Source organism: Aquirufa nivalisilvae, assembly GCF_004307455.1.
Taxonomy (GTDB): Bacteria; Bacteroidota; Bacteroidia; order Cytophagales; family Spirosomataceae; genus Aquirufa; species Aquirufa nivalisilvae.
Genome location: NZ_SEWX01000008.1, coordinates 111,911 through 132,356 on the forward strand (window position 1 = coordinate 111,911; position 20,446 = coordinate 132,356).

The following is a 20,446-nucleotide window of genomic DNA, read 5'->3' on the forward strand; positions in this document are numbered from 1 at the left end:
ATGCCCCTAATAAAACCTACTTTAAGCTTCCAGCAGATCATTAATATGAATGTTGGATTCTTTGGAATTCAATACAGTTTTGGATTACAACAAACGGCCGTTGGGCCACTTTACAGCTTTTTAGGAGCACATGAAGGTGACCTTCCTCTCTTGTTTCTAGCTGGACCGGTTACTGGTTTACTCATTCAACCCATCATTGGTGCCTTGAGTGATAAAACCTGGCATCCAAAATATGGCCGAAGAAAACCATTCTTTTTAATTGGCGCTATTGCATGCAGCCTTTGTTTATTTGCCTTTCCATTTAGTCGAAGTTTATGGATGGCTGCTGGATTATTGTGGATATTAGATGCCGCCAATAATACGGCCATGGAGCCGTATCGGGCATTTATTGCAGATAAATTACCGAGTGAGCAATTGGCTACGGGTTTCCTTACTCAGAGTTTTTTCACAGGTTTGGGAATTACCTTAGCTAACGTTTCCTTGTTTATTTTTCAAAGTTTCATCAAAGGCCAAAGTGAAGTTGGGATCCCTTATTGGGTATATGGTTCATTTTTTGTAGGAAGCTTTTGTTCTATTACTTCTGTATTATGGTCAGTTGTAAAAACTCCAGAGATTCCTCCTTCCGACGAAGAGTTAATTCACATGCGTGCTCAAAAACGTAATTTCTTGGATCCTTTTTTTGAAATATTTGAGGCTATTGGTGATATGCCACGTGTCATGTGGCAACTAGCGTTAGTTTATTTATTCCAATGGTATGCTTTATTCATTTATTGGCAATATGTACCCTTGAGCATTGCTCGTTCCGTATGGAATACAAGTTCCGAAGAAAATATCCAGCTGTATGAAGAAGCTGCAGCATGGACAGGCTTGGTTAATGGCTTTTATAATGTCATCACCTTTTTATCTGCTTTTTTCTTAGTGGGTCTGGCCAAAAAATTTGGACCAAAATGGGTGCATATTGTTTGCCTTTTAGCTGCTACGATATCCTTACTTATTTTACCCACCATTCATGATAAGTATTTATTGTTTGCTCCTATGATAGGTTTTGGTGTGGCTTGGGCCAGCATGATGGGAGTCCCTTACTTGTTAGTAGTAGAAAGTTTACCCAAAGAACGTTATGGGGTTTACATGGGCATCATCAACATGATGATTGTCATCCCAATGATCGTTCAAACATTAAGTTTTGGGGCTATCTTTAAAAACATATTGGGTTCCGACCCAAGGAATGCCATTTCCTTTGCGGGGGCATTGTTGGCTGTAGCCGCTATTGCCACAGCATTTATACCTACTAATGAATCTAAAATACCCCAATCATGAGTGTACTTTGTATCGGAGAAGCCCTGATAGATATGATATGTACCGATAAAGGATCTACCTTATCGGCTGGTGAAAATTTTCTAAAAAAACCGGGTGGTGCACCAACCAACGTGGCTGCTGCTATTGCAGCATTGGGTGGTGAAGTCTACCTCATTGCCAAAGTAGGAAATGATCCATTTGGTAAACAACTACAAGAAGTCATGGATAGCTTTGGTGTGAATATCCAACACATTCATTTAGACAAGAACTATTTTACAACCTTCGCTTTTGTATCCTTAATGTTGGATGGAGAGCGGGATTTTGTATTCAATCGAGGAGCAGATGCCCAATTAAACATCGAAGAAATTAAGTTGATTGATTTAAGTCAGCAACATATCATACACTTTGGATCGGCTACTGCTTTTTTAGAAGGAGAACTGAAAGAGGCCTATTATTATTTATTGAAAGAAGCTAAAGCAATGGGTAAGATTATCAGTTTTGACCCAAATTATAGGCATCTATTGTTTGGCGATAAACAGGATAGCTTCATAGAACAGTCGTTATTATTTCTTCAGCAGGCCGACTTCGTCAAACTGAGTGACGAAGAAGCCATGTTGATAACGCGCACTCCTACATTAACTGAAGCTACAGAAAAACTACTCCAAATATGCTCTGGAATATTCGCAATTACCTTAGGCAAAGAAGGAACGCTGTTGGGTTTGGCTGGTAAAACAATAACTATTTCTAGTATACCGATCCAGCCAACAGATACTACCGGTGCTGGAGATGCATTTGTAGGTGCAGTGCTGTATCAATTAGATCAATATCCTTCCAAAGACCTGATTCAATTGAGTACAGATGAATGGACTAAAATCATTCAAAATGCCAATAAAGCAGGGGCTCGTACCTGTGAATACATGGGAGCAATGGAGGCTTTCCGTCATTTAAATTCAGCTATTTTTAACTAAGTAAACGTGTACAATCCTACATTACAACCTTTCATAGATTCCATAAGTCAGTCGAAAAAATTAAGTAAATCGACGCAAGATCAATATTTCCTACATCGATTGATCGCCAATATAGATGATATACATGTCTTGTTTGCAGGCATTTATGGCCATTTACCTCAAGCAAAAGACATGTTTGGACAATTGATCCAAGTCCTATTTCAAGCCCATCTACAAAGAAGCCAGGCATTAAAAAATAGAGATGAGGTCAAAGAGAAAAAAGGAAAATGGTTTTTGAGTAATGAATTGACCGGCATGAGCCTCTATGTGGATCGATTTGCTGGGAATTTAGAAGGTTTAGAAAGTAAATTACCCTATTTAGAAGACTTAGGAGTCAACTTACTGCATTTGATGCCGCTGTTTAAAAGCCCTGAAGGTGAAAGTGATGGTGGTTATGCCGTAGAAGACTTTCGAGTAATTGAAAATAAACTGGGTACTATTGAGGATTTAAGAAAACTTCAAGCCCATTTATTAGAGAAAGATATGTACCTCATGATTGACATTGTACTCAATCATACGTCGCACCACCATGAGTGGGCCAAAAAAGCAAAAGAAGGAAGCAAAGAATTTCAAGACTATTATTACTTCTACGACGATAGGTTCATTCCAGATCAAATGGAAGAAACGATGCCTGAGATTTTTCCAGAAAGTTCTCCAGGCAGTTTCACCTTTCAAGAATCCGTTCAAAAATGGGTCATGACGGTTTTTCATCAATATCAATGGGATTTGAATTACAGTAATCCTAAAGTCTTGATAGAAATGCTAGACAACTTACTTTTTTATGGCAATTTAGGTGTAGATATTGTTCGTATTGATGCCCCTGCTTTCATTTGGAAACAAATGGGTACTAGCTGCCAAAATCTTCCCGAGGCTCACCAATTATTACAATTAATAAAATTATGTACTGAAGTATCCACTCCAGGTATGGCCATTTTAGGTGAAGCCATTGTGGCACCTGCCCAAATCATGGAATACTTTGGAAAAGACCGGTATGCCACTCATGAATGCGATTTTGCCTATAATGCAACACACATGGCATTGCAATGGGATGCTTTAGCAACGGGTGATACAAGAATTATGCTAGAGGCTCAACATGAACTGGCGAAAAAACCATTAGGGAGCTCTTGGATTACCTATACCCGCTGTCATGATGATATTGGCCTTGGATATGACGATTACATGATCGCGAATGTTGGGTTCACTCCCTATTTACATCGATACTATTTAAAAAACTATTACGGAGGTCTGCAGGAAGATTCCCCAGCATCGGGAGCATTATTTGCGATCAATCCCAAAACACAAGATGCCCGTATTTCAGGTTCACTAGCTTCCTTGTGTGGCTTAGAAAAAGCTTTAAAAGCTAAAGATTCGAAATGGATTGACGAATCCATTCAAAAAATTCTATTGATGGAGGCTCATTGCCTATTTTTAGGTGGAATTCCCATGTTATTTTATGGAGATGAGGCCGCTTATACCAACGACTATTCTTATCTCCAAGACCCAGGCAAAAGCTATGATAACCGTTGGATGCACCGACCTGTCATTGATTGGGAAAAAAATAAACGTGTTAAGAAAAAAGGAACGGAAGAAAATAAGGTCTATGCATCCTTGAAGGAATTAATCTCCTTGCGTAAAAAGCTGAAGGTAGTTGCCGATTTAAAAAATTTAGAATGGCTTCCTTGCACCAACAAATCCATCGTAGGATATGTACGCTATATCGGTAGTGAGCGTGTTTATTTCCTATTCAATTTCTCCTCTTTGGAACAAACAATCCCTGTGCATGCCATAGAACCGAACAAGCAAAATAAAAACTGCCTTTGGTCTAAGAAACAAGTTTCACTAGAGAAAGGCAGTTTAAGTTTTCAACCATACCAGTTTTATATCTTGGCGGATTCTTAGGGGATTTTTAGGTATTTTATAAAATTTTGTCCAAAGCACCTTTGCCTAAACGGATGCTTTCAAATGCATCTTTAGGCATATCATGCTCTAGGAAGTAATGTTGTAAGCCTCCGATGGATGCTGCCTTGAAGATAGGTTCGTAATTCACGATACCTTGACCTACAGGTACTATATTTTTGAAATCTGTATCAAAGTCTTTGATATGGCAAAGAGGGAAACGACCTGGTTGTTTTTTGAATAACTCAACTATATTCTCTCCTGCTTTAGTAGCCCAGCCCAAATCCAATTCAAATTTCATTAAGTCAGAAGAAATTTGACTTGAAAAAACATCAAATGCCCGCTGTCCATCAACAACTTTAAACTCGGCATCGTGGTTATGGTAACAAAACGTAAGTCCTGCTTTCTTAGCTAATTCTGCCGATTTGCCTAAGGTATCTACCGCCTCAGAAACTTCTGATTTCGATTCAATTGGGATGTTAGCACAAACTAAATATTTAATTCCAGCCTCAGCTACATTATCAACAATTTGGCTAGCATCAGTTTTCAATGTTAAAAACTTAGGCATTTTGCTAGCATCAAAACCCGGGCGAGGTTTCAATGGTGCTCCCATAACGTGATGAGAAACCCAGTTCAATCCCAAGTTATTGGTCAAAGATTTGAATTCTTTTCCTGTATAACCATAAAACATAGGCTTGAAACTAAAAGCAGACTCAAGCTCTTTAATTCCCAAATCAGCTACTTTCTTCAGATTTCCAGGTACGTCCTGATCAATGATGTTAAACAAGGTAAACAATTGAAGCCCCAAGGGTTTAGTTGTCAACATACTTTCCCAAGTAGCAGTTCTGGATAAAAATATAGATGAAGCTAACAAGGAACTTGATTGCTGAATAAACTGTCTTCTTTTCATGATTTTCGGGTTTTATTGGCACAAGTATAATGTATTGTTTTGATACAATAAAATTTATTTCACAAGAATTTGCGATATGAGCTCAGAAAGAACGTTTGAAAGGAGAAAACCCGATAGCCCCTTTCTATTTATCCCCCTTTCTTTTTAATTTCACTACTCAAATTAAGAAAACCAATGAGTTCAAAAAATAAATTACGCGTATTAGTTGTGGGCTGTGGAAACATGGGAGCCTCGCATGCCATGTCGTTCCATACGCATGAAGGATTTGAAATATGTGGCCTAGTTTCCACGGGGGCAAGTAAAGAAAAGTTAAATCAAGATTTAGGTGGTCTGTACGACTTATTCACAGACTATATGGAAGCATTAGCCAGTACGAAACCGGATGCCGTGTGCATCTCTACCTATCCAGATACCCATGAAGCTTATTCCATAGCTGCATTAGAAGCGGGTTGTCATGTCTTTTTAGAAAAACCTATTGCTGATTCATTAGCTGGCGCTGAAAGAGTAGCTGAAGTCGTTCGTAAAACAGGCAAAAAACTCGTAGTAGGATATATTCTTCGTCATCATCCTTCTTGGATTAAATTCATTGATATCGCTAAGGAATTAGGAAAACCTTTGGTCATGCGGATGAACTTAAACCAGCAAAGCCATGGATATATGTGGGATGTACATCGCAATTTGATGAAAAGCCTAAGCCCAATTGTTGATTGTGGCGTACACTATATTGATGTCATGTGCCAAATGACACGCTCTAAACCAATTCGTGTAGCTGCCATAGGCGCACGATTGACGAATGACATTCCTGCAGATAATTACAATTATGGTCAACTTCAAATCCATTTTGAAGATGGTTCAGTAGGCTGGTATGAAGCAGGCTGGGGACCGATGATCTCTCAAACTGCCTATTTTGTCAAGGATGTATTTGGACCCAAAGGCTCAGTTTCCATTGTGGCCAAAGATGCTGGTGGAGAAGGAAAATCAGATTCAGTTGAGTCTCATACTAAAACAGAATCACTTCGTGTACATAAGTCCAACATTGATGCGCAAAATGAGTTTACGCAAGAAGATGAGTGGGTCAATTTATTGGATGAGCCTGATCATCAAGGATTATGCGATCGCGAACAAGCGTACTTTTATGACGCTATCACTCAAAATTGGGATTTAACAGACCATGTAGCAGATGCTGTCAACAGCTTAAAAATAGCTTTTGCTTGTGATGAATCTGTCAAAACAGGTAAAATGATTGAGCTCAATTAATCGCTTAAAATTAAATATTTTAAAAGCCCAAGTAGGATTCTCATGCTTGGGCTTTTTCTATTACTTTAAATAAGTGGCTAACCAATTTCGAATTTCTTGGTAATGAAAGCGAGAATTTTCTGCCTTCAATACCCAGTGATTTTCTTCTGGAAAAACTATCAACTTACTTGGTACTTTTTGTCGCTGTAGAATACTCCAGTTTTCCAACGTATTATTGATAGGCACACGAAAATCATTTTCACCAACTGTTAACAGAATCGGCGTTTTGAAATTTGCAGCAAATCGCATGGGATTTTGTTCCTTCCATGTTTTAGTAGGAATCCAAGGTGCGCCACCATTCATCAATTCCCTACCCCAAATAACATCTGAAGTACCCCACTGTGCTTCTGAATTCACTAAACCTGCATGAGAAATCAAGCATTTAAAATGGCTTGTGGTAGCTTGCAACCAATTGGCTAAGTGCCCACCATAACTGGCTCCACTAGCTGCTTGCCGACTTCCATCTATAAAAGGATATCGTTTAATAGCATCATTGGCCGCATCCAAAATTTCTTGTCCTGGGCCTTTAAAGGGATCAAACTGTATGTCTTGAGCAAATTTTTCTCCATATCCTACAGAACCTGTATAATCTGTCATCACAATGACATATTCTGTGCCCGCAATCACATGGGGATTCCACCGATAACCATAAATATCTTTATAGGATGAGGCTGGCCCACCATGCATTAAAACTAACAAGGGGTATTTTTTTGTAGGATCAAAAGAAGCTGGTCTCAAAAGAAAACTACGCACTTTTTTCCCTCTACTCTGCGTCCAGAATTCTTCTGGATCTTTCACATCGTAGTTTTTCAAAAGTGTTTGGTTGGCATTTGAAATAGCCACTTCTTTATCCGTATGATGTACCAATACCTCCATGGGGCTAGCCATACTATTGTATTGATAAGCAAATATATTTTCTCTTTTAGATATGGATACTTGATTATAAGATCCCTGCTTTCCTCCTAAAACCGATTGATAGGATCCATCCTGTAATGAGATTCGAATCAAACGGTCCACACCTTGGTCCTCAATACTAGCCAAAATATAATCTTTCGAGACCTCCATTTGATTGATGGGACGATCCAGAGAGCTTAGCAATTCTGTTTTATTGGACATTTCTGGCCAAGTAAAACGATATAGGCGACTCAGTTGATAAACCTTTGTTTGATTCAGCGGTGCACCTAAGGCTATGGCATATTTTCCGTCTTCAGAAAAATCAATCGAATTATAATCCCCTTGATCATCTACTAAAAGCTTTTCCTTGCCACCTTGAATACTGACTTGATAAATTTTCGAAATCGAATTTTGATAGGCTGTCGTATGAAGGTCTATGGTGGCAGTAAAAACAACGGATTGTTGATCTGGAGCCCAAGTAAAAGATCCCAATTGAAAACCCTTGGATTGAATTAAACTGATACCAGTGAATACATTTTGGATTTGTTGGGTTTTTAAATCGAGCACAAAAACGTGTGACTGTTTTTCATCCAACCAAGTATCAAAATAACGAATCGGAAATCCAGTGTATACTCTGGCTTTATACTTTAGTTTCTTCTTTTCTTCTGCATGCTTTTTATTCAGTGAATCCGTAAACATTCCGGGGAACACTTTAGCTGAGAACAACACTTTATTCCCATCAGCACTTATTTGGGGGCTTCCAATACCTAATGAAAAACTACTTACTCGTTGGGCATCTCCCCCATTAGACAAGTCTAGCATGTACAATTGTGCGGATTCATCGCCTTCTCGCTTTGCGGTAAAAAACACTTTCCTCTCAGATGGGTGCCAAAAATAGTTGTCTTCGCCAGCCTTTGTCTGAGTGATTTTCCGAGGGGCTTGAGTTCCATCTGACGAAGCCAACCACAAGTCACTTGTATTGGATTCTGAATCATAAGAAACTGACTGTTGAGAATAAATAAGCCATTGTCCATCTGGGCTAATTTTAGGAACCCCTACTCGCTTGATAGACATCATCGCTTCGTGGCTCAGCGTTTTCAAAACGGGTTTCTGCGCACAAGTGGAGTAAACTGAAAAAATCAGTATAAAAGAGAGTGTTAACAATTTGTTCATGGATGAAGTTATATTAATTTGAATTGAATTTAAAAAAAATCAACTAACTAAAACGAATATGAAGACTATTTACCAATGTTTGGTAGTATCTGGCTTATTATTAAGTTCAGGAAATCTGGTCGCGCAAAGTCCAGAAAAATTCATTGATAAGGCCAATATGAACACGAAAGTGAAGCCTGGAGATGATTTTGCGGAATATGCTAATGGTACTTGGGTAAAGAATAACCCGATCCCCGCTAAAGAAACCCGATGGGGTAGCTTTAATCAATTAAGGGATTTCAACATCAATGCCGTCAAGACGATTCTAGAAGAGGCCAAATTGAATCAAAAAAATTATCCTGCAGGTAGTATTGAAAGACGTGTCGCTGACTTTTATTCAGCAGCCATGGATAGTATCACGATTGAAAAATTGGGATATACACCCATCAAGGCAGATTTAGACAAAGTAAATACCATCTCATCCAAGAAAGAAGTACTAGATGCTTTGGCACAATTTAGAATTTCGGGTATGGGATCTCCTCTATTTGGATTTGGAGTAGGCCAAGACAGGAAAAATGTAGAAAAAATGGTACCACAACTTTCTCAAGGAGGTACTACATTACCCGATCGTGATTTCTATTTAAAATCAGACGTTCGAAGCGCTAAAGTTCAGGAAGTATATAAAAACTACATCAAAACCTTATTTGAATTAGTAGGAAACACCTCTGACCAAGCTAAAGCTAATGCGGACATAGTTTTTGGAATAGAAAAACAATTGGCCAATGCCCAAATGTCCCGTGTTGAAATGCGTGATCCTTATAAAACGTATAACAAGTTTATTTGGAATGAATTTCAGCAAAAGACTGATGAAATAGACTGGACTACTTTTTTCAGTCAATTGAATGTGCCTAAGCAGGATTCCATTTTAGTTTCAGCACCTAAGTTTTTCGAAGAAGTCAATCGACTTGTTAAGGAAACTCCTGTCAATCAATGGAAAGTATATTTACAATGGTCTATTTTAAAAGGAGCCGCACCCAATTTAAGTAGTCCCTTTGTAAAGGCTAGTTTTAGTTTCAATCAATTATTGACAGGCCAAAAAGTCCAAACTCCACGTTGGCAGCGAATGTCCAGTCTAACAGATGGTACAATCGGTGAATTACTTGGTCAATTATATGTAAAGAACTACTTCAAACCAGAAGCGAAAGAACGCATGAAGGTCTTGATCGAGAATTTAAGAAAAGCCTTTGAAATCCGAATTCTAAAATTGGATTGGATGAGTGATGTAACTAAACAAAAAGCCTTGGATAAATTACATGCCTTCACACCAAAAATTGGATATCCTGACAAATGGAGAAATTATGATGGTTTAGAAATTTCTGGCGATCAGTATTTTCAAAATCTCCGTAATGCCAGTGCATGGAGCTTTAAAGAAAATATCAGTCAAGTAGGCAAAAAAGTAGACCGCAGCCGTTGGGGTATGACTCCTCCAACAGTAAATGCATATTATAGCCCAGTCATGAATGAGATTGTTTTCCCAGCAGGGATTTTACAGTTCCCATTCTTTGACCCCAAAGCAGATGATGCTGTAAACTACGGAGGCATTGGAGCGGTCATCGGACATGAAATGTCGCACGGATTTGATGATTCTGGCAGTAAATATGATAAGGATGGTACCTTGAGAAACTGGTGGACGGATGAAGACTTAAATAAGTTTAAAGCTAAAACGGCACTATTGGGGGCACAATTTGATGCATATACCATTTTAGACACCATTCATGTCAATGGAAAACTGACAATGGGGGAAAATATTGGTGATTTGGGTGGTTTAAATATGGCCTATGAAGCCTTTAAAATGACGGATCAAGGAAAGTCTAAAAAGAAAATGGATGGATTTACCCCAGATCAACGATTCTTTTTATCCTGGGCACAAGTGTGGCGTGGCACTACCCTACCTGAAACAGCGGCTCAATTGATCATCACGGATCCACATTCACCGAATCAGTACAGAACGATTGGTGCACCTGTCAATATGGATGCATGGTATGATGCCTTTAAAATCAAGCCAGGTGATAAATTATATAAGAAACCTGAAGACCGAATTAAGATTTGGTAATTGGTATTTGCTCTTGAATGTAATAGCCCCTGAGATTTCGGGGGCTATTTTTTTGTAGCTATATCAACTATTAATTTAAATCATGGTATTTATGAATGAGTCTTCGAATGAAATAATAAAGCCATTGAAATAGCTTAAAATAAAAACGAATGATATAAAAAAGAGTTGGAAGCAAGATAAATACTTGCCATAATAACATGCCATAAGTTGGTTTGATCATTTCGCGTAGCGAATTAGTGGCTGTATGTACTTCAAATATCTACTACCTTTTCTAATCGAACTTGCAAGAAAATCAACCTGTAGGACATAAAAAAAGGGCTTGCCATCGGCAAGCCCTTTTGATACTAAATAGATTTCAAAACTAGTTTCCGATACCCGGGTTAGTTTGTGTTTCTACTAATGGAATTCCATAAATATAACGTGGATCAGATGAAGGAATCACAGCTCCTGCACCAAATGAATTGATAGACTCACCTCTACGTAAGATATCGTTCGCACGGAAACCTTCCGCTAAGAATTCGATACGACGCTCAGTTAAGATCGCTTTGACCACATTAGCTTTAGAATCCAATCCTGTAAATACATAAGATGGATCAGAACGCTTATGAACTGCATTTAGAATATCGATAGCACGGTTGATATTTCCTCCTTCAGCTTCTGCTTCTGCCAAGTTCAATAACACTTCCGCATAACGGATGCTCGGTACAAAATCAATGTACGGAGATACACCGCTAAACTTAGTTGATGAAGGGAACTTCGCGATTGATGTAGTAGCTACTGTCAACTTCGTTTTACGATCATCCGTTGCTGCAAATTGTGGATTACTATAGATCCCCGTAGAACCTGTGTTCAAATAATACTCTACGTTACCCGCATTAAAGTAATATCCCAATTGGTTTTGAGTACCTGGCGCATTGGTTGCATCCATAGGGAAAGAGAAGATGGATTCAGTAGAAGTATATGGTGCTTTGAAAACAGATGAAACATCTGCTTGCAAGGTATGTGCCACACGTGCATTGGATTTATATGGAGCAGTAGAAGAAACAATCTTATTCGCTTCTGTAATCACACCTGCATAATCTCCTTTAGCTAACAATACGCGGGTTTTCAAGGCAATAGCCGAGTTTTTGTGCGCGCGAGTTGTATTCAATAAAGCGGATGCATAGCTATCTGGTAGCTCTGTTTCTGCTTCATTCAAATCCTTCAGGATTTGATCGTAAACTTGAGCTACGGTACTTCTAGCCAAGTTATTATTAGCGGAGGAAGTTTCACCCTTCAAACGTAATGGCAAACCTGCCGAAGCACCTTTATCCAAGATATAAGGCTTAGCAAAGAATTGTACCAAAGAGAAGTATGTCAAAGCACGGATGAATTTTGCTTCACCACGGTAATTCGCTGCCAAAGCCGATGAAACTGCATTCGGATTAGCCGCAAGACCTTCCAAGAACAAATTGGCACGGTTGATAGTCAAATAACCTTGGATCCAGAATCCAGCTAAATAAGTATCCGATGGATCTTGGTTACCCTGATAGGTAGAATAACCTGTAACCGAGTTTGTAGTACGGTTAACAAATTCTTCGGCACGAATATCATTATAAATCAAGTAACGACCACCAAATAAGCTACCACTTTTAGCTGATCCGTATATACCATTTATTTGTGAAAGCACGCGAGCGGGGGAATTAAAGACTGTAGCATCAGACAAGTCTAATTCAGGGACTGCATTAAGAAAATCCTTACTGCAAGAGGAAACTGTCAAAGCTAATGCAATGGTCAGATATCCAATTTTGTTTGTGAATAATTTCATTTTATATATCCTTTAAAATTATAAACCGATGTTAATACCAAATGTGAAAGCTCTAGCTTGAGGGATGGTATTTCTTTCAATACCAGAAGCTAAGTTAGAATCTCCATTCGATGAGATTTCTGGGTCAACCCCTTTGTAAGGTGTCCAAAGGAACAAGTTCGTAGCTTGCGCATAAACGCGTAAACTAGTAATTCCTAAACGACTCAAATCAGCTGGAATTTTGTAACCCAAAGTAGCTGTTTGCAAACGTAAGAAATCTCCTTTTTGGATGTTCGCATCAATCAAGAATGAAGATCCATTGGATACGTTATCTCCGTAAACTGCACGAGGAATCTCCGTGATATCTCCTTCTTTTTTCCAAGAACTCAATACATCAGTGGAGTTATTCCAAACACGTTGGTCACGTAAACCAGCTTGAGATCCGTTGTAGATATAGTTTCCTCCAGAGAAAGTAAAGTTCAAGGCTAAATCAAAACCAGCATATTTCAAGGTGTTGTTAAATCCACCGTAGAAAGTAGGCAAAGTATTTCCTAAGATTTGTTGCTCTGATGAAGGAGAAGTTGTAGCCTTACCATCTAAGGTAGTCCAAGCTAAAGCTCCACCTAAATGCTGATATTGCACTTGAGTACCATCTCTTTTAATAAAGATACGACGACCATTGGCAGGATTAACTCCTCCCGTTTTCACACCATAAATCTGAGCTGCTGAATAGCCTACTTTCGTAATAGAAGTTGCCTCTAAACCCGACGTATTAGTCAAAATTGGAGTGTTGGCATCTACTAATGAAGTTACCATGTTTTCGTTAGTCGCAAAATTCAAGCTAGTGTTCCAACTGAATTTACCCGTATTAATAGGAGTAGCAGTAATGGCTACTTCAAATCCTTTATTATACATCGAACCTACGTTAGCTAAGATTGAGTTACCAGGAATACCTTTTGAAGGAGCTTGTGGCACGTTCAAAATCAAATTGTTGATATCCTTGTAGTAGTAGTTCGCTTCTAATGTAATACGGTCATTTAAGAAACTTACGTCGATACCTACGTTGGTTTGTGCTGAAGTTTCCCATTTCAAATCCTTATTTCCTGCTTGGTTAAAGGATAAAGTTGGAATAGAACCATATAATCCAGAACCAAAAGTAGAGTAAGAACCATAAGCATTAGGAACGTTACCATTACCTACTTTACCATAACTAGCTTTTAATCTCAAGTTAGAAATGGTATTTCCTAAGTCCATGCCTTTGAAGAATTCTTCTTCAGAAACTGTCCAACCTAAAGATACTCCACCAAAATCACCCCAACGGTTTTCTGAAGATAAAGCTGAGTTACCATCACGACGAAGGTTACCACTTATAAAATATTTACCTTTGAAGTTATAGCTCAAATTAGCGAAATAGGCTTCGTAAGCTACTTGTGAGATACTATTACCTGCTGCTAAGTTCGTTCCAAAGTTTCCTTGGAAATCTGTAAAGAAGAAATCCGCTAAGGTTTGACGTTGAGCACCCCAGTTCAATACACGCGTTTTTTGAACATCAGATCCTACAATCGCTGAGATGCTATGCTTTTCAGCCAATGTAACATTGTATTGTAAAGTATTAATCCAGTTCCAGTTATCAGAACGAGCCGTATTGTTGTAAGCATCACCTGAAGTAGACCAACCATCACCATTAAATGGGTTAAAGAAACGAATGTTCTCTGTATTTCTACGATCCCATGAGTAAGATGTCTTAGCACTTAAACCTTCAGCCAAACGTACTTCAGCGCCTAAATTGGCAATCAAACGTGTATTTTCAGATGTAATCTTATCCAAATCACGAACAACTGCTGGGTTAGGAAACTGTGCAGGCAATAAGTTGTTCAAACGACCAACTGTATTGTTTTCTAAGTTATAAGAACCATCGGGTAAATAAGCAGGCAAGTTGGGAACTTGAGCAACCGCAATACGACCTAAACCAGATGTATTGAAAGCGCCACCGGCATTAGATCCTGACATAGGTGCTTTGTTGTACGTATTTGAGTAATTGAAATTAGCTGTCAACTTCAACCATTTCGTAGCTTGGTGATCCATATTAAAACGACCTGAACGACGTTGGAAGCTATTACTTCTCAAGAAACCATCTTGATCAGAATATCCACCTGAGAAATAATAGGTTGTTTTATCATTACCACCTGATATAGTCAAGTTATGATTTTGAGATACACCTGTTTGATATACTTCTTTATACCAATCTGTATCGATTAAACTTCCATCTGGGTTGTAATTTGGTAAAAATGATTTGTTTTCCGAGTTACGTTGTGTAGATGTGATTGCGTTTGGATTCAATAATAAGGCATTAGCTATCGCCATATTCTTGTGATCCATGTATTGCTGTGCATTTAAAACCGTAGGTAAACGAACGGCTTGACTTACACCTGCCCAAGAATCAATAGATACTTTTGATTTACCTGATTTACCACGCTTAGTAGTAATCAATAAAACACCTGCACCAGCGCGTGAACCATAAATAGCAGCAGAGGCAGCATCTTTCAACACGTCAATAGACTCAATATCCGATGGGTTAATATCAGCCAATGGATTATTAGTTGTTGAGTTAGCAGATACGTTATCTGTACTAATAGGTATACCGTCAATAACCACCAATGGGAAAGAGCTCAAAGATAATGAGCTAAGACCACGAACACGGATTACTGGAGGGTTGTTCAACAAACCGTTAGGTTGTGTGATGTTCACACCGGCTGCTTGACCAGTTAATCCTTGCGAAAAACTTTGTACGGGTCTTTCCGCAATCGTAGCTGCTTTGATGGTTGAAGCCGAACCGGTAAATTCCGTTCTTTTTCTAGTACCATAACCAACAACAACTACTTCGCTTAATTGCTTAACATCTGAAACTAAAGATACGTTAACAACCGAACGATTTCCTACAGCAATAGTTTGGCTGGTGTAACCAACAAAACTGTAAACTAAGGAAGCTCCATCTGCAACTTGAATACTGTATGAACCATCTGATGAAGTGGTGGTTCCGCGCGATGAACCTTTTGCGCTTACACTGACACCGGGCAAGGCACTTCCATCATCGGATGAGGTCACCTTCCCTGTAACCTGTTTCATTTGAGCTATCAATGGGGCACACGAGACCACCACTAATACCCCAAGGAGTAATAGTTTTTTCATTTTTTTTAGTTTGATTAATGAGAAATAAGTTAAAGGAGCTTTCCGCTGGTAAGCGTAAAATTCCGTTCATAATTTAGTTAAACACGCTTATAAATAAAAATGTTTTAAAATAAATTAGACAAAAAAAATGGGGCTTCTTTCGAAGCCCCATTTTAAAATGAGTATAATCTAAATTTGACTAGAATTTATCCCAATACAATTTAGTTGTTACAACATCTCCACCAATAGCAGAAGCAGCAGCTGTATAATTAGCTCCGTTCAAAGTCTGCTCATTAGCCGCATAAGTTAAGCGAGTTGGGAAAGTTGATTTAGCACCAATAGGATTTGAAATCTTAGGTTGATCGAAACGACGAATCTCAACCCATCCTTCATATGGTCTATTGTATAATGCAAGCCACTTCTGAGTACCAATTTTCTGTTTCCAATCACCAGCTGCAGTAGTGTAAGCTACTGAAGGTTGAGCTAGATAAGCATCAGCATCAGCCGATGTTCCACCCCAAGCTACGATGGAAGCACGAATCGCATTGTTATAATGAGATTCAGCAGTACCAGCTACGTTAAATCCTCTTTCTTTCGCTTCAGCACGTAAAAACTCTGTTTCTACATAATCAGCAAATACATAAGGAGCTGCAGCTTCGATTACTTTAGCACCAGCACGAGAGAAATCAACGTAAGTACTAACTTTTCCCGCTGGAGCACCAGCATATACACCAGCGTTATTAGGAGTAAAGAAAGCCCCAGTTCTTGGGTCATTCCATCCTAATAATTTATCCATCAAATCCTTAGATGCGATGTAATCTTGACGACCACCCAACACGATATCCACATATAATGGATTTTGGTTAGGAGAAGCAGCCATATAAGTAAACAAACCATTGTCTGCTGCAGCTGAAATAGCACCAGCGTCTGAAGCTTCTACAGCCGACTTAGCCAATGATGCATCTACATCTGATTGAATCATACCAAGCTTCATACGAAGTGTATTAGCAAATTTCAACCATTTAGAAACAGATCCCTTGTAAATCAAATCCTCACCAGCAGTAAACCCTGCAGCCGAAGTATTGATTTTAGTAATATCTGCATTCAAACGATTAATTAAATCAGTTGAAACAGTTTTTGCATCATCGTATTTAGGGAATAAGATCGCAGGATTCAAGGACTCAGAGTAAGGAATATTACCAAATGTATTAACTAAAATACCATAGGTATAAACTTCCATCACATCTAAGATCGCTAATTTATTTGCTTTCTCACCTGGAGCTAAAGATGCATCAGCGCTAATTAATTTAGCTGATTCACGTAAATCCATGATTACATCACGGTACATAGCTGTCCACCAAGCTTGTGGAATATTACGAGTTGCAAAATCATACTGAACTTCATCTTGGTATGTTGCCATAGCCCAGTGACTCACAGTAAAACGGAATACGTTGGTATTAACACTAGCCGTAGCTAAGTTACCCGTCAATGCTTTAACAGCATTTGAAAACAAGGTTGGTGCAGGAACTGCTGCAGGCCTTTTGGTCTCAATGTTTAATTGAGAGATATCTTCTGTACAAGCCGATGCAAGGAGCAAAAGTGGTACAAAAACTAAAAATATTTTTTTCATCTTTATCAAATTTTAGGATAATTAGAATAATAATTTGATGTTAAATCCAATCGAACGAGTTGTTGGATAAGCACCCGATTGATTTCCTTGTACGTTACCTGAAGAAAGATTCTCTTCTGGATCAGCATAAGGAACATATTTCTGGATGATCCATAAGTTTCTTCCAAAAATAGATAAATCAACACCTTTAACACCTCCTAATTTACGTACAACTGAACTTGGTAAAGAGTAAACAATGTTTGCCTCTCTCAATTTAATGTAGCTAGCATCATAAACAAATGCAGCTGCTGGGTTTTGAGCATAACCAAATGTACCGTAATCATTCTCTACACGTGTTGTGTTAGGAGTACCATCAGCTTTAACACCTGGCATAATTACTCCACCACCTTCAGCAATTGTAGAACGAGAAGGATTTCCTTTATCATTGATTACAACTGACTCAGGATATACACCTGTTGCTTGACCATAGTATTGATCCAAAGAGAATACACTACCACCACGCTTGATGTCAATTAAGAAATTCAAAGTTACATTCTTGTACTTGAATGAGTTATTGATACCACCAATCCAATCAGGATTAACATTTCCAATCACATTGGTTGTAGTAGAAGTTATGTCATAACGACCATTCGCTTTTACTAATTTCTCTCCATTAAGCATTTTCCAAGTTTTTCCTTTCAATGTACCGTAAGGCTCGCCTACCGTTGCATTTAAAGTAACACCACCTTGGAAAGAAGCAATTTGTAAGTTTTGGCTATCATTGTACAAGCTCAATACTTTACTTGTGTTCTTAGTCCAGTTTACATTTACATTCCATGAGAAATCAGCCGTTTTGATTGGTGAACCATATAAGCTAAGTTCAAAACCTGTGTTTTGAATATTACCCGCATTAACAAAAGTAGTAGTAAATCCAGTTGCAGAAGAAACAGTTGCAGGCAAGATTTGATCTAATGTATTTGTATGGTAGTAAGAGAAGTCAAAACCTAAACGATTTTGCAAAAATGCCATCTCTAAACCGATTTCTTTACTTTGAGTTTGCTCAGGTTTCAAGAATGGGTTGTTTTGAGTAGAAGGCGCAGAGAACAAAATAGTTGGACCAAATGGATCTGGTTTGTCATATACGTTTCTAACTGATCCCCAAGGAGCATCGTTACCTACTGTAGCGTAGTTCATTCTCAATTTACCAGAAGTCAACCAAGGAAGATCTTCAATGTGGTGAGAGAATAACCAGCTAGCAGATCCAGCATAGTATAAATAAGCATTGTTAGCTGCAGGTAAAGTAGATGACTTATCTTGACGAATAGTCCCATCCAATGTCAAGAAATCTTTGTAAGTCAAAGTTAAACCTCCGAATACACCAAAGATTTCACGTGGGTTGTAGTTTTCTGTTGGAGCAGAAACTGTACCCAATGAGTTAGCGATAGAATATAAACCTGGAACGATCAAACCACCGTTAGTAGCAGCAGAGATAGAACGAATATACGATTTACGTAAGTTCAAACCAGCTAAAGCTTTTACATTTAAGCCATTAATAACATCCTTATCAAAGTTAGCCATCAAATCGTAGTTCATTTCTTGGAAAGTACGATCGAAACGACTGTATGAAGGAATACCTTGGCTACCTACAGCTCTACGCTCCTCTTGGAATTCGTTGTAAGTATCTAAAGTTACACGACCCATGAAATTCAAGAAGTCAGCAGCTTTGTAGTTCAACATCGCATTTCCGAAAATACGAGAACGAGTATCATTCTCATAGTTTTGGTAACGAGTCCAATAGTAGTTATCTGTAAAGATTGGTTTCAAACCAGCAGGAGTAGAAGGATCACCCCAGTTCCAAGTTACGTTTTGTTGATTTCTGAAATAAGCTTCTTTTTGCTCTAAGATATCTACGTTAGTTTGATACCACTGACGGAAGTTTTGATTTACGTTCAAACCACTATATCCAGAACCATAACGGCCTTTTCCATCAATAACGGAAAAGTTAGCTGTAGCAGAAGCAGTTACTTTTTTAGAAATATTGTAAGAACCGCCTAAGTTCATAATGTTCTTAGTCACGTTTGAGTTAGGTAAAGTACCACGCTCATCGTTACGAGTATATCCTAATTTAAAAGTACCTTGATCAGTAGCTCCATCTAATTGAACGTTTACGTTGTTAGAAATAGCTGTCTCGTAAAATTTAGCTGGTGTATTTTGAGCTGCAACCCATGGCTTAGTTTTTAAATAGTTTGGACCTGCTGGATCAAATGAATCCCAGTGGTAAACCATTAAAGAAGGATTAAACTTAGCTCCGTAAGAAGCATCTTCAGCTGTTGGAACAACTAAATCTTTTGTTCCATCACCATTCGCATCAAAATAGTAGAAACCATCTTTTTGATATGGATCAGAGTAACCAGCACCATATTGGTTTTGGTAAGTAGCAAATGTAGACTTATCAATAGTTCCTACAGTTAAACCTGCATTCACTGTTAAGCCTAAACCTTTTTTAGCTTTCTTAGAAGTAATCATGATAACACCATTCGATGCACGAGAACCATAAAGAGCTGTTGCTGCTGCACCTTTCAATACAGTCATTGACTCGATATCGTCTGGGTTAATATCCGCAGCCGCATTACCATAGTCATAACCACCACCACCAGATTGCTGAGTAGCTGTGTTTTTATTTGTATTATCGATAGGTACACCATCTACTACAAATAAAGCCTGGTTGTTACCAGTTAAGGACTTGTTACCACGGATAACTACGTTGGTAGAACCACCAATTGCGTTACCTTGTGTGATTTGAAGACCTGCTACTTTACCTGACAAAGCAGAAAATGCATTACCTGATCTAACACGTGTTAATTCATCTCCTTTTACCTGCTGAGCAGCATAAGGCAATGAGTTTTTAGTACGTGTTAAACCCAAAGCTGTAACAACAACCTCACTCAATTCAGCAGCATCAGCCACTAACACTACGTTAATTGCGCTTTGACTACCTACAGTAATTGTTTGAGCTTTGTAACCTACAAAAGAGAACTGAAGAGCCGCTCCATTGTCTACACTGATTTTGTAAGATCCATCAGCTGTGGTTGTAACACCACGCGAGGTACCTTTAAGGCTAACACTAACGCCTGGAAGCGCAGTGCCATCCTCTGAAGCAGTTACTTTACCCGTAACTACCCTTGATTGGGCCAGCAACGAACTGCACGCAGTCGTTACTAGTGCCATCACTAGTAAGAGTTTTTTCATGTTGATTAGTTTATTTAATGAAAAAATAATTTGAAAACGATGGCAAATTATAAATTTTCCAATAAATACC

The 20,446-nt window shown here is 38.6% G+C and carries 11 protein-coding genes; 5 read left to right on the plus strand and 6 right to left on the minus strand.

The features are described from left to right. Genes EWU22_RS11560 through EWU22_RS11570 form a run of 3 tightly spaced genes read left to right on the plus strand, consistent with a single transcriptional unit; the run spans position 1 to position 4,202 of the window. Complete coding sequence (locus EWU22_RS11560) at positions 1–1,317, plus strand: MFS transporter (protein ID WP_109323468.1); 1,317 nt, start codon at positions 1–3, stop codon at positions 1,315–1,317. Further along, positions 1,314–2,264, plus strand: coding sequence for a carbohydrate kinase family protein (locus tag EWU22_RS11565; protein WP_231962889.1), 951 nt, complete (start codon positions 1,314–1,316; stop codon positions 2,262–2,264). The genes EWU22_RS11560 and EWU22_RS11565 overlap by 4 nt, the downstream gene beginning before the upstream one ends. A gap of 6 nt (positions 2,265–2,270) precedes the next feature. Then, entirely contained in the window at positions 2,271–4,202 is a 1,932-nt protein-coding gene (locus tag EWU22_RS11570; RefSeq protein ID WP_130925677.1) for an amylosucrase, read from the plus strand. A 16-nt stretch (positions 4,203–4,218) separates the two neighbouring features. Here the strand turns inward: EWU22_RS11570 and EWU22_RS11575 are convergent, their stop codons facing one another. Further along, entirely contained in the window at positions 4,219–5,109 is an 891-nt protein-coding gene (locus EWU22_RS11575; RefSeq protein ID WP_231962890.1) for a sugar phosphate isomerase/epimerase family protein, read from the minus strand. 174 nt (positions 5,110–5,283) lie between these two features. Between EWU22_RS11575 and EWU22_RS11580 the strand changes: the two genes are divergently transcribed. Further along, positions 5,284–6,366 carry a Gfo/Idh/MocA family oxidoreductase gene (locus tag EWU22_RS11580; RefSeq protein WP_130925679.1) on the plus strand — a complete coding sequence of 361 codons (1,083 nt, stop codon included), beginning with the start codon at positions 5,284–5,286 and terminating at the stop codon, positions 6,364–6,366. A 60-nt stretch (positions 6,367–6,426) separates the two neighbouring features. On the opposite strand, the gene EWU22_RS11585 is transcribed toward EWU22_RS11580, so the two are convergent. Next, complete coding sequence (locus tag EWU22_RS11585; protein ID WP_130925680.1) at positions 6,427–8,472, minus strand: S9 family peptidase; 2,046 nt, start codon at positions 8,470–8,472, stop codon at positions 6,427–6,429. 58 nt (positions 8,473–8,530) lie between these two features. Here EWU22_RS11585 and EWU22_RS11590 point away from each other — a divergent pair, with 58 nt between their 5' ends. Beyond that, positions 8,531–10,564 (plus strand): M13 family metallopeptidase, encoded by a 2,034-nt coding sequence (locus EWU22_RS11590; RefSeq protein ID WP_130925681.1) that lies wholly within the window; start codon positions 8,531–8,533, stop codon positions 10,562–10,564. Positions 10,565–10,925: 361 nt separating this feature from the next. Here EWU22_RS11590 and EWU22_RS11595 read toward each other — a convergent pair whose 3' ends face one another. From EWU22_RS11595 to EWU22_RS11610, 4 genes are all read right to left on the minus strand, one after another. Continuing rightward, on the minus strand, positions 10,926–12,371 hold the full coding sequence (locus tag EWU22_RS11595; protein ID WP_109323480.1) for a RagB/SusD family nutrient uptake outer membrane protein: 1,446 nt from the start codon (positions 12,369–12,371) through the stop codon (positions 10,926–10,928). An 18-nt stretch (positions 12,372–12,389) separates the two neighbouring features. Continuing rightward, on the minus strand, positions 12,390–15,539 hold the full coding sequence (locus tag EWU22_RS11600) for a SusC/RagA family TonB-linked outer membrane protein (protein ID WP_130925682.1): 3,150 nt from the start codon (positions 15,537–15,539) through the stop codon (positions 12,390–12,392). Between the two features lie 178 nt (positions 15,540–15,717). Beyond that, complete coding sequence (locus EWU22_RS11605; RefSeq protein ID WP_130925683.1) at positions 15,718–17,148, minus strand: SusD/RagB family nutrient-binding outer membrane lipoprotein; 1,431 nt, start codon at positions 17,146–17,148, stop codon at positions 15,718–15,720. 21 nt (positions 17,149–17,169) lie between these two features. Further along, positions 17,170–20,376 carry a SusC/RagA family TonB-linked outer membrane protein gene (locus tag EWU22_RS11610; RefSeq protein ID WP_130925684.1) on the minus strand — a complete coding sequence of 1,069 codons (3,207 nt, stop codon included), beginning with the start codon at positions 20,374–20,376 and terminating at the stop codon, positions 17,170–17,172. Positions 20,377–20,446: the final 70 nt, after the last annotated feature.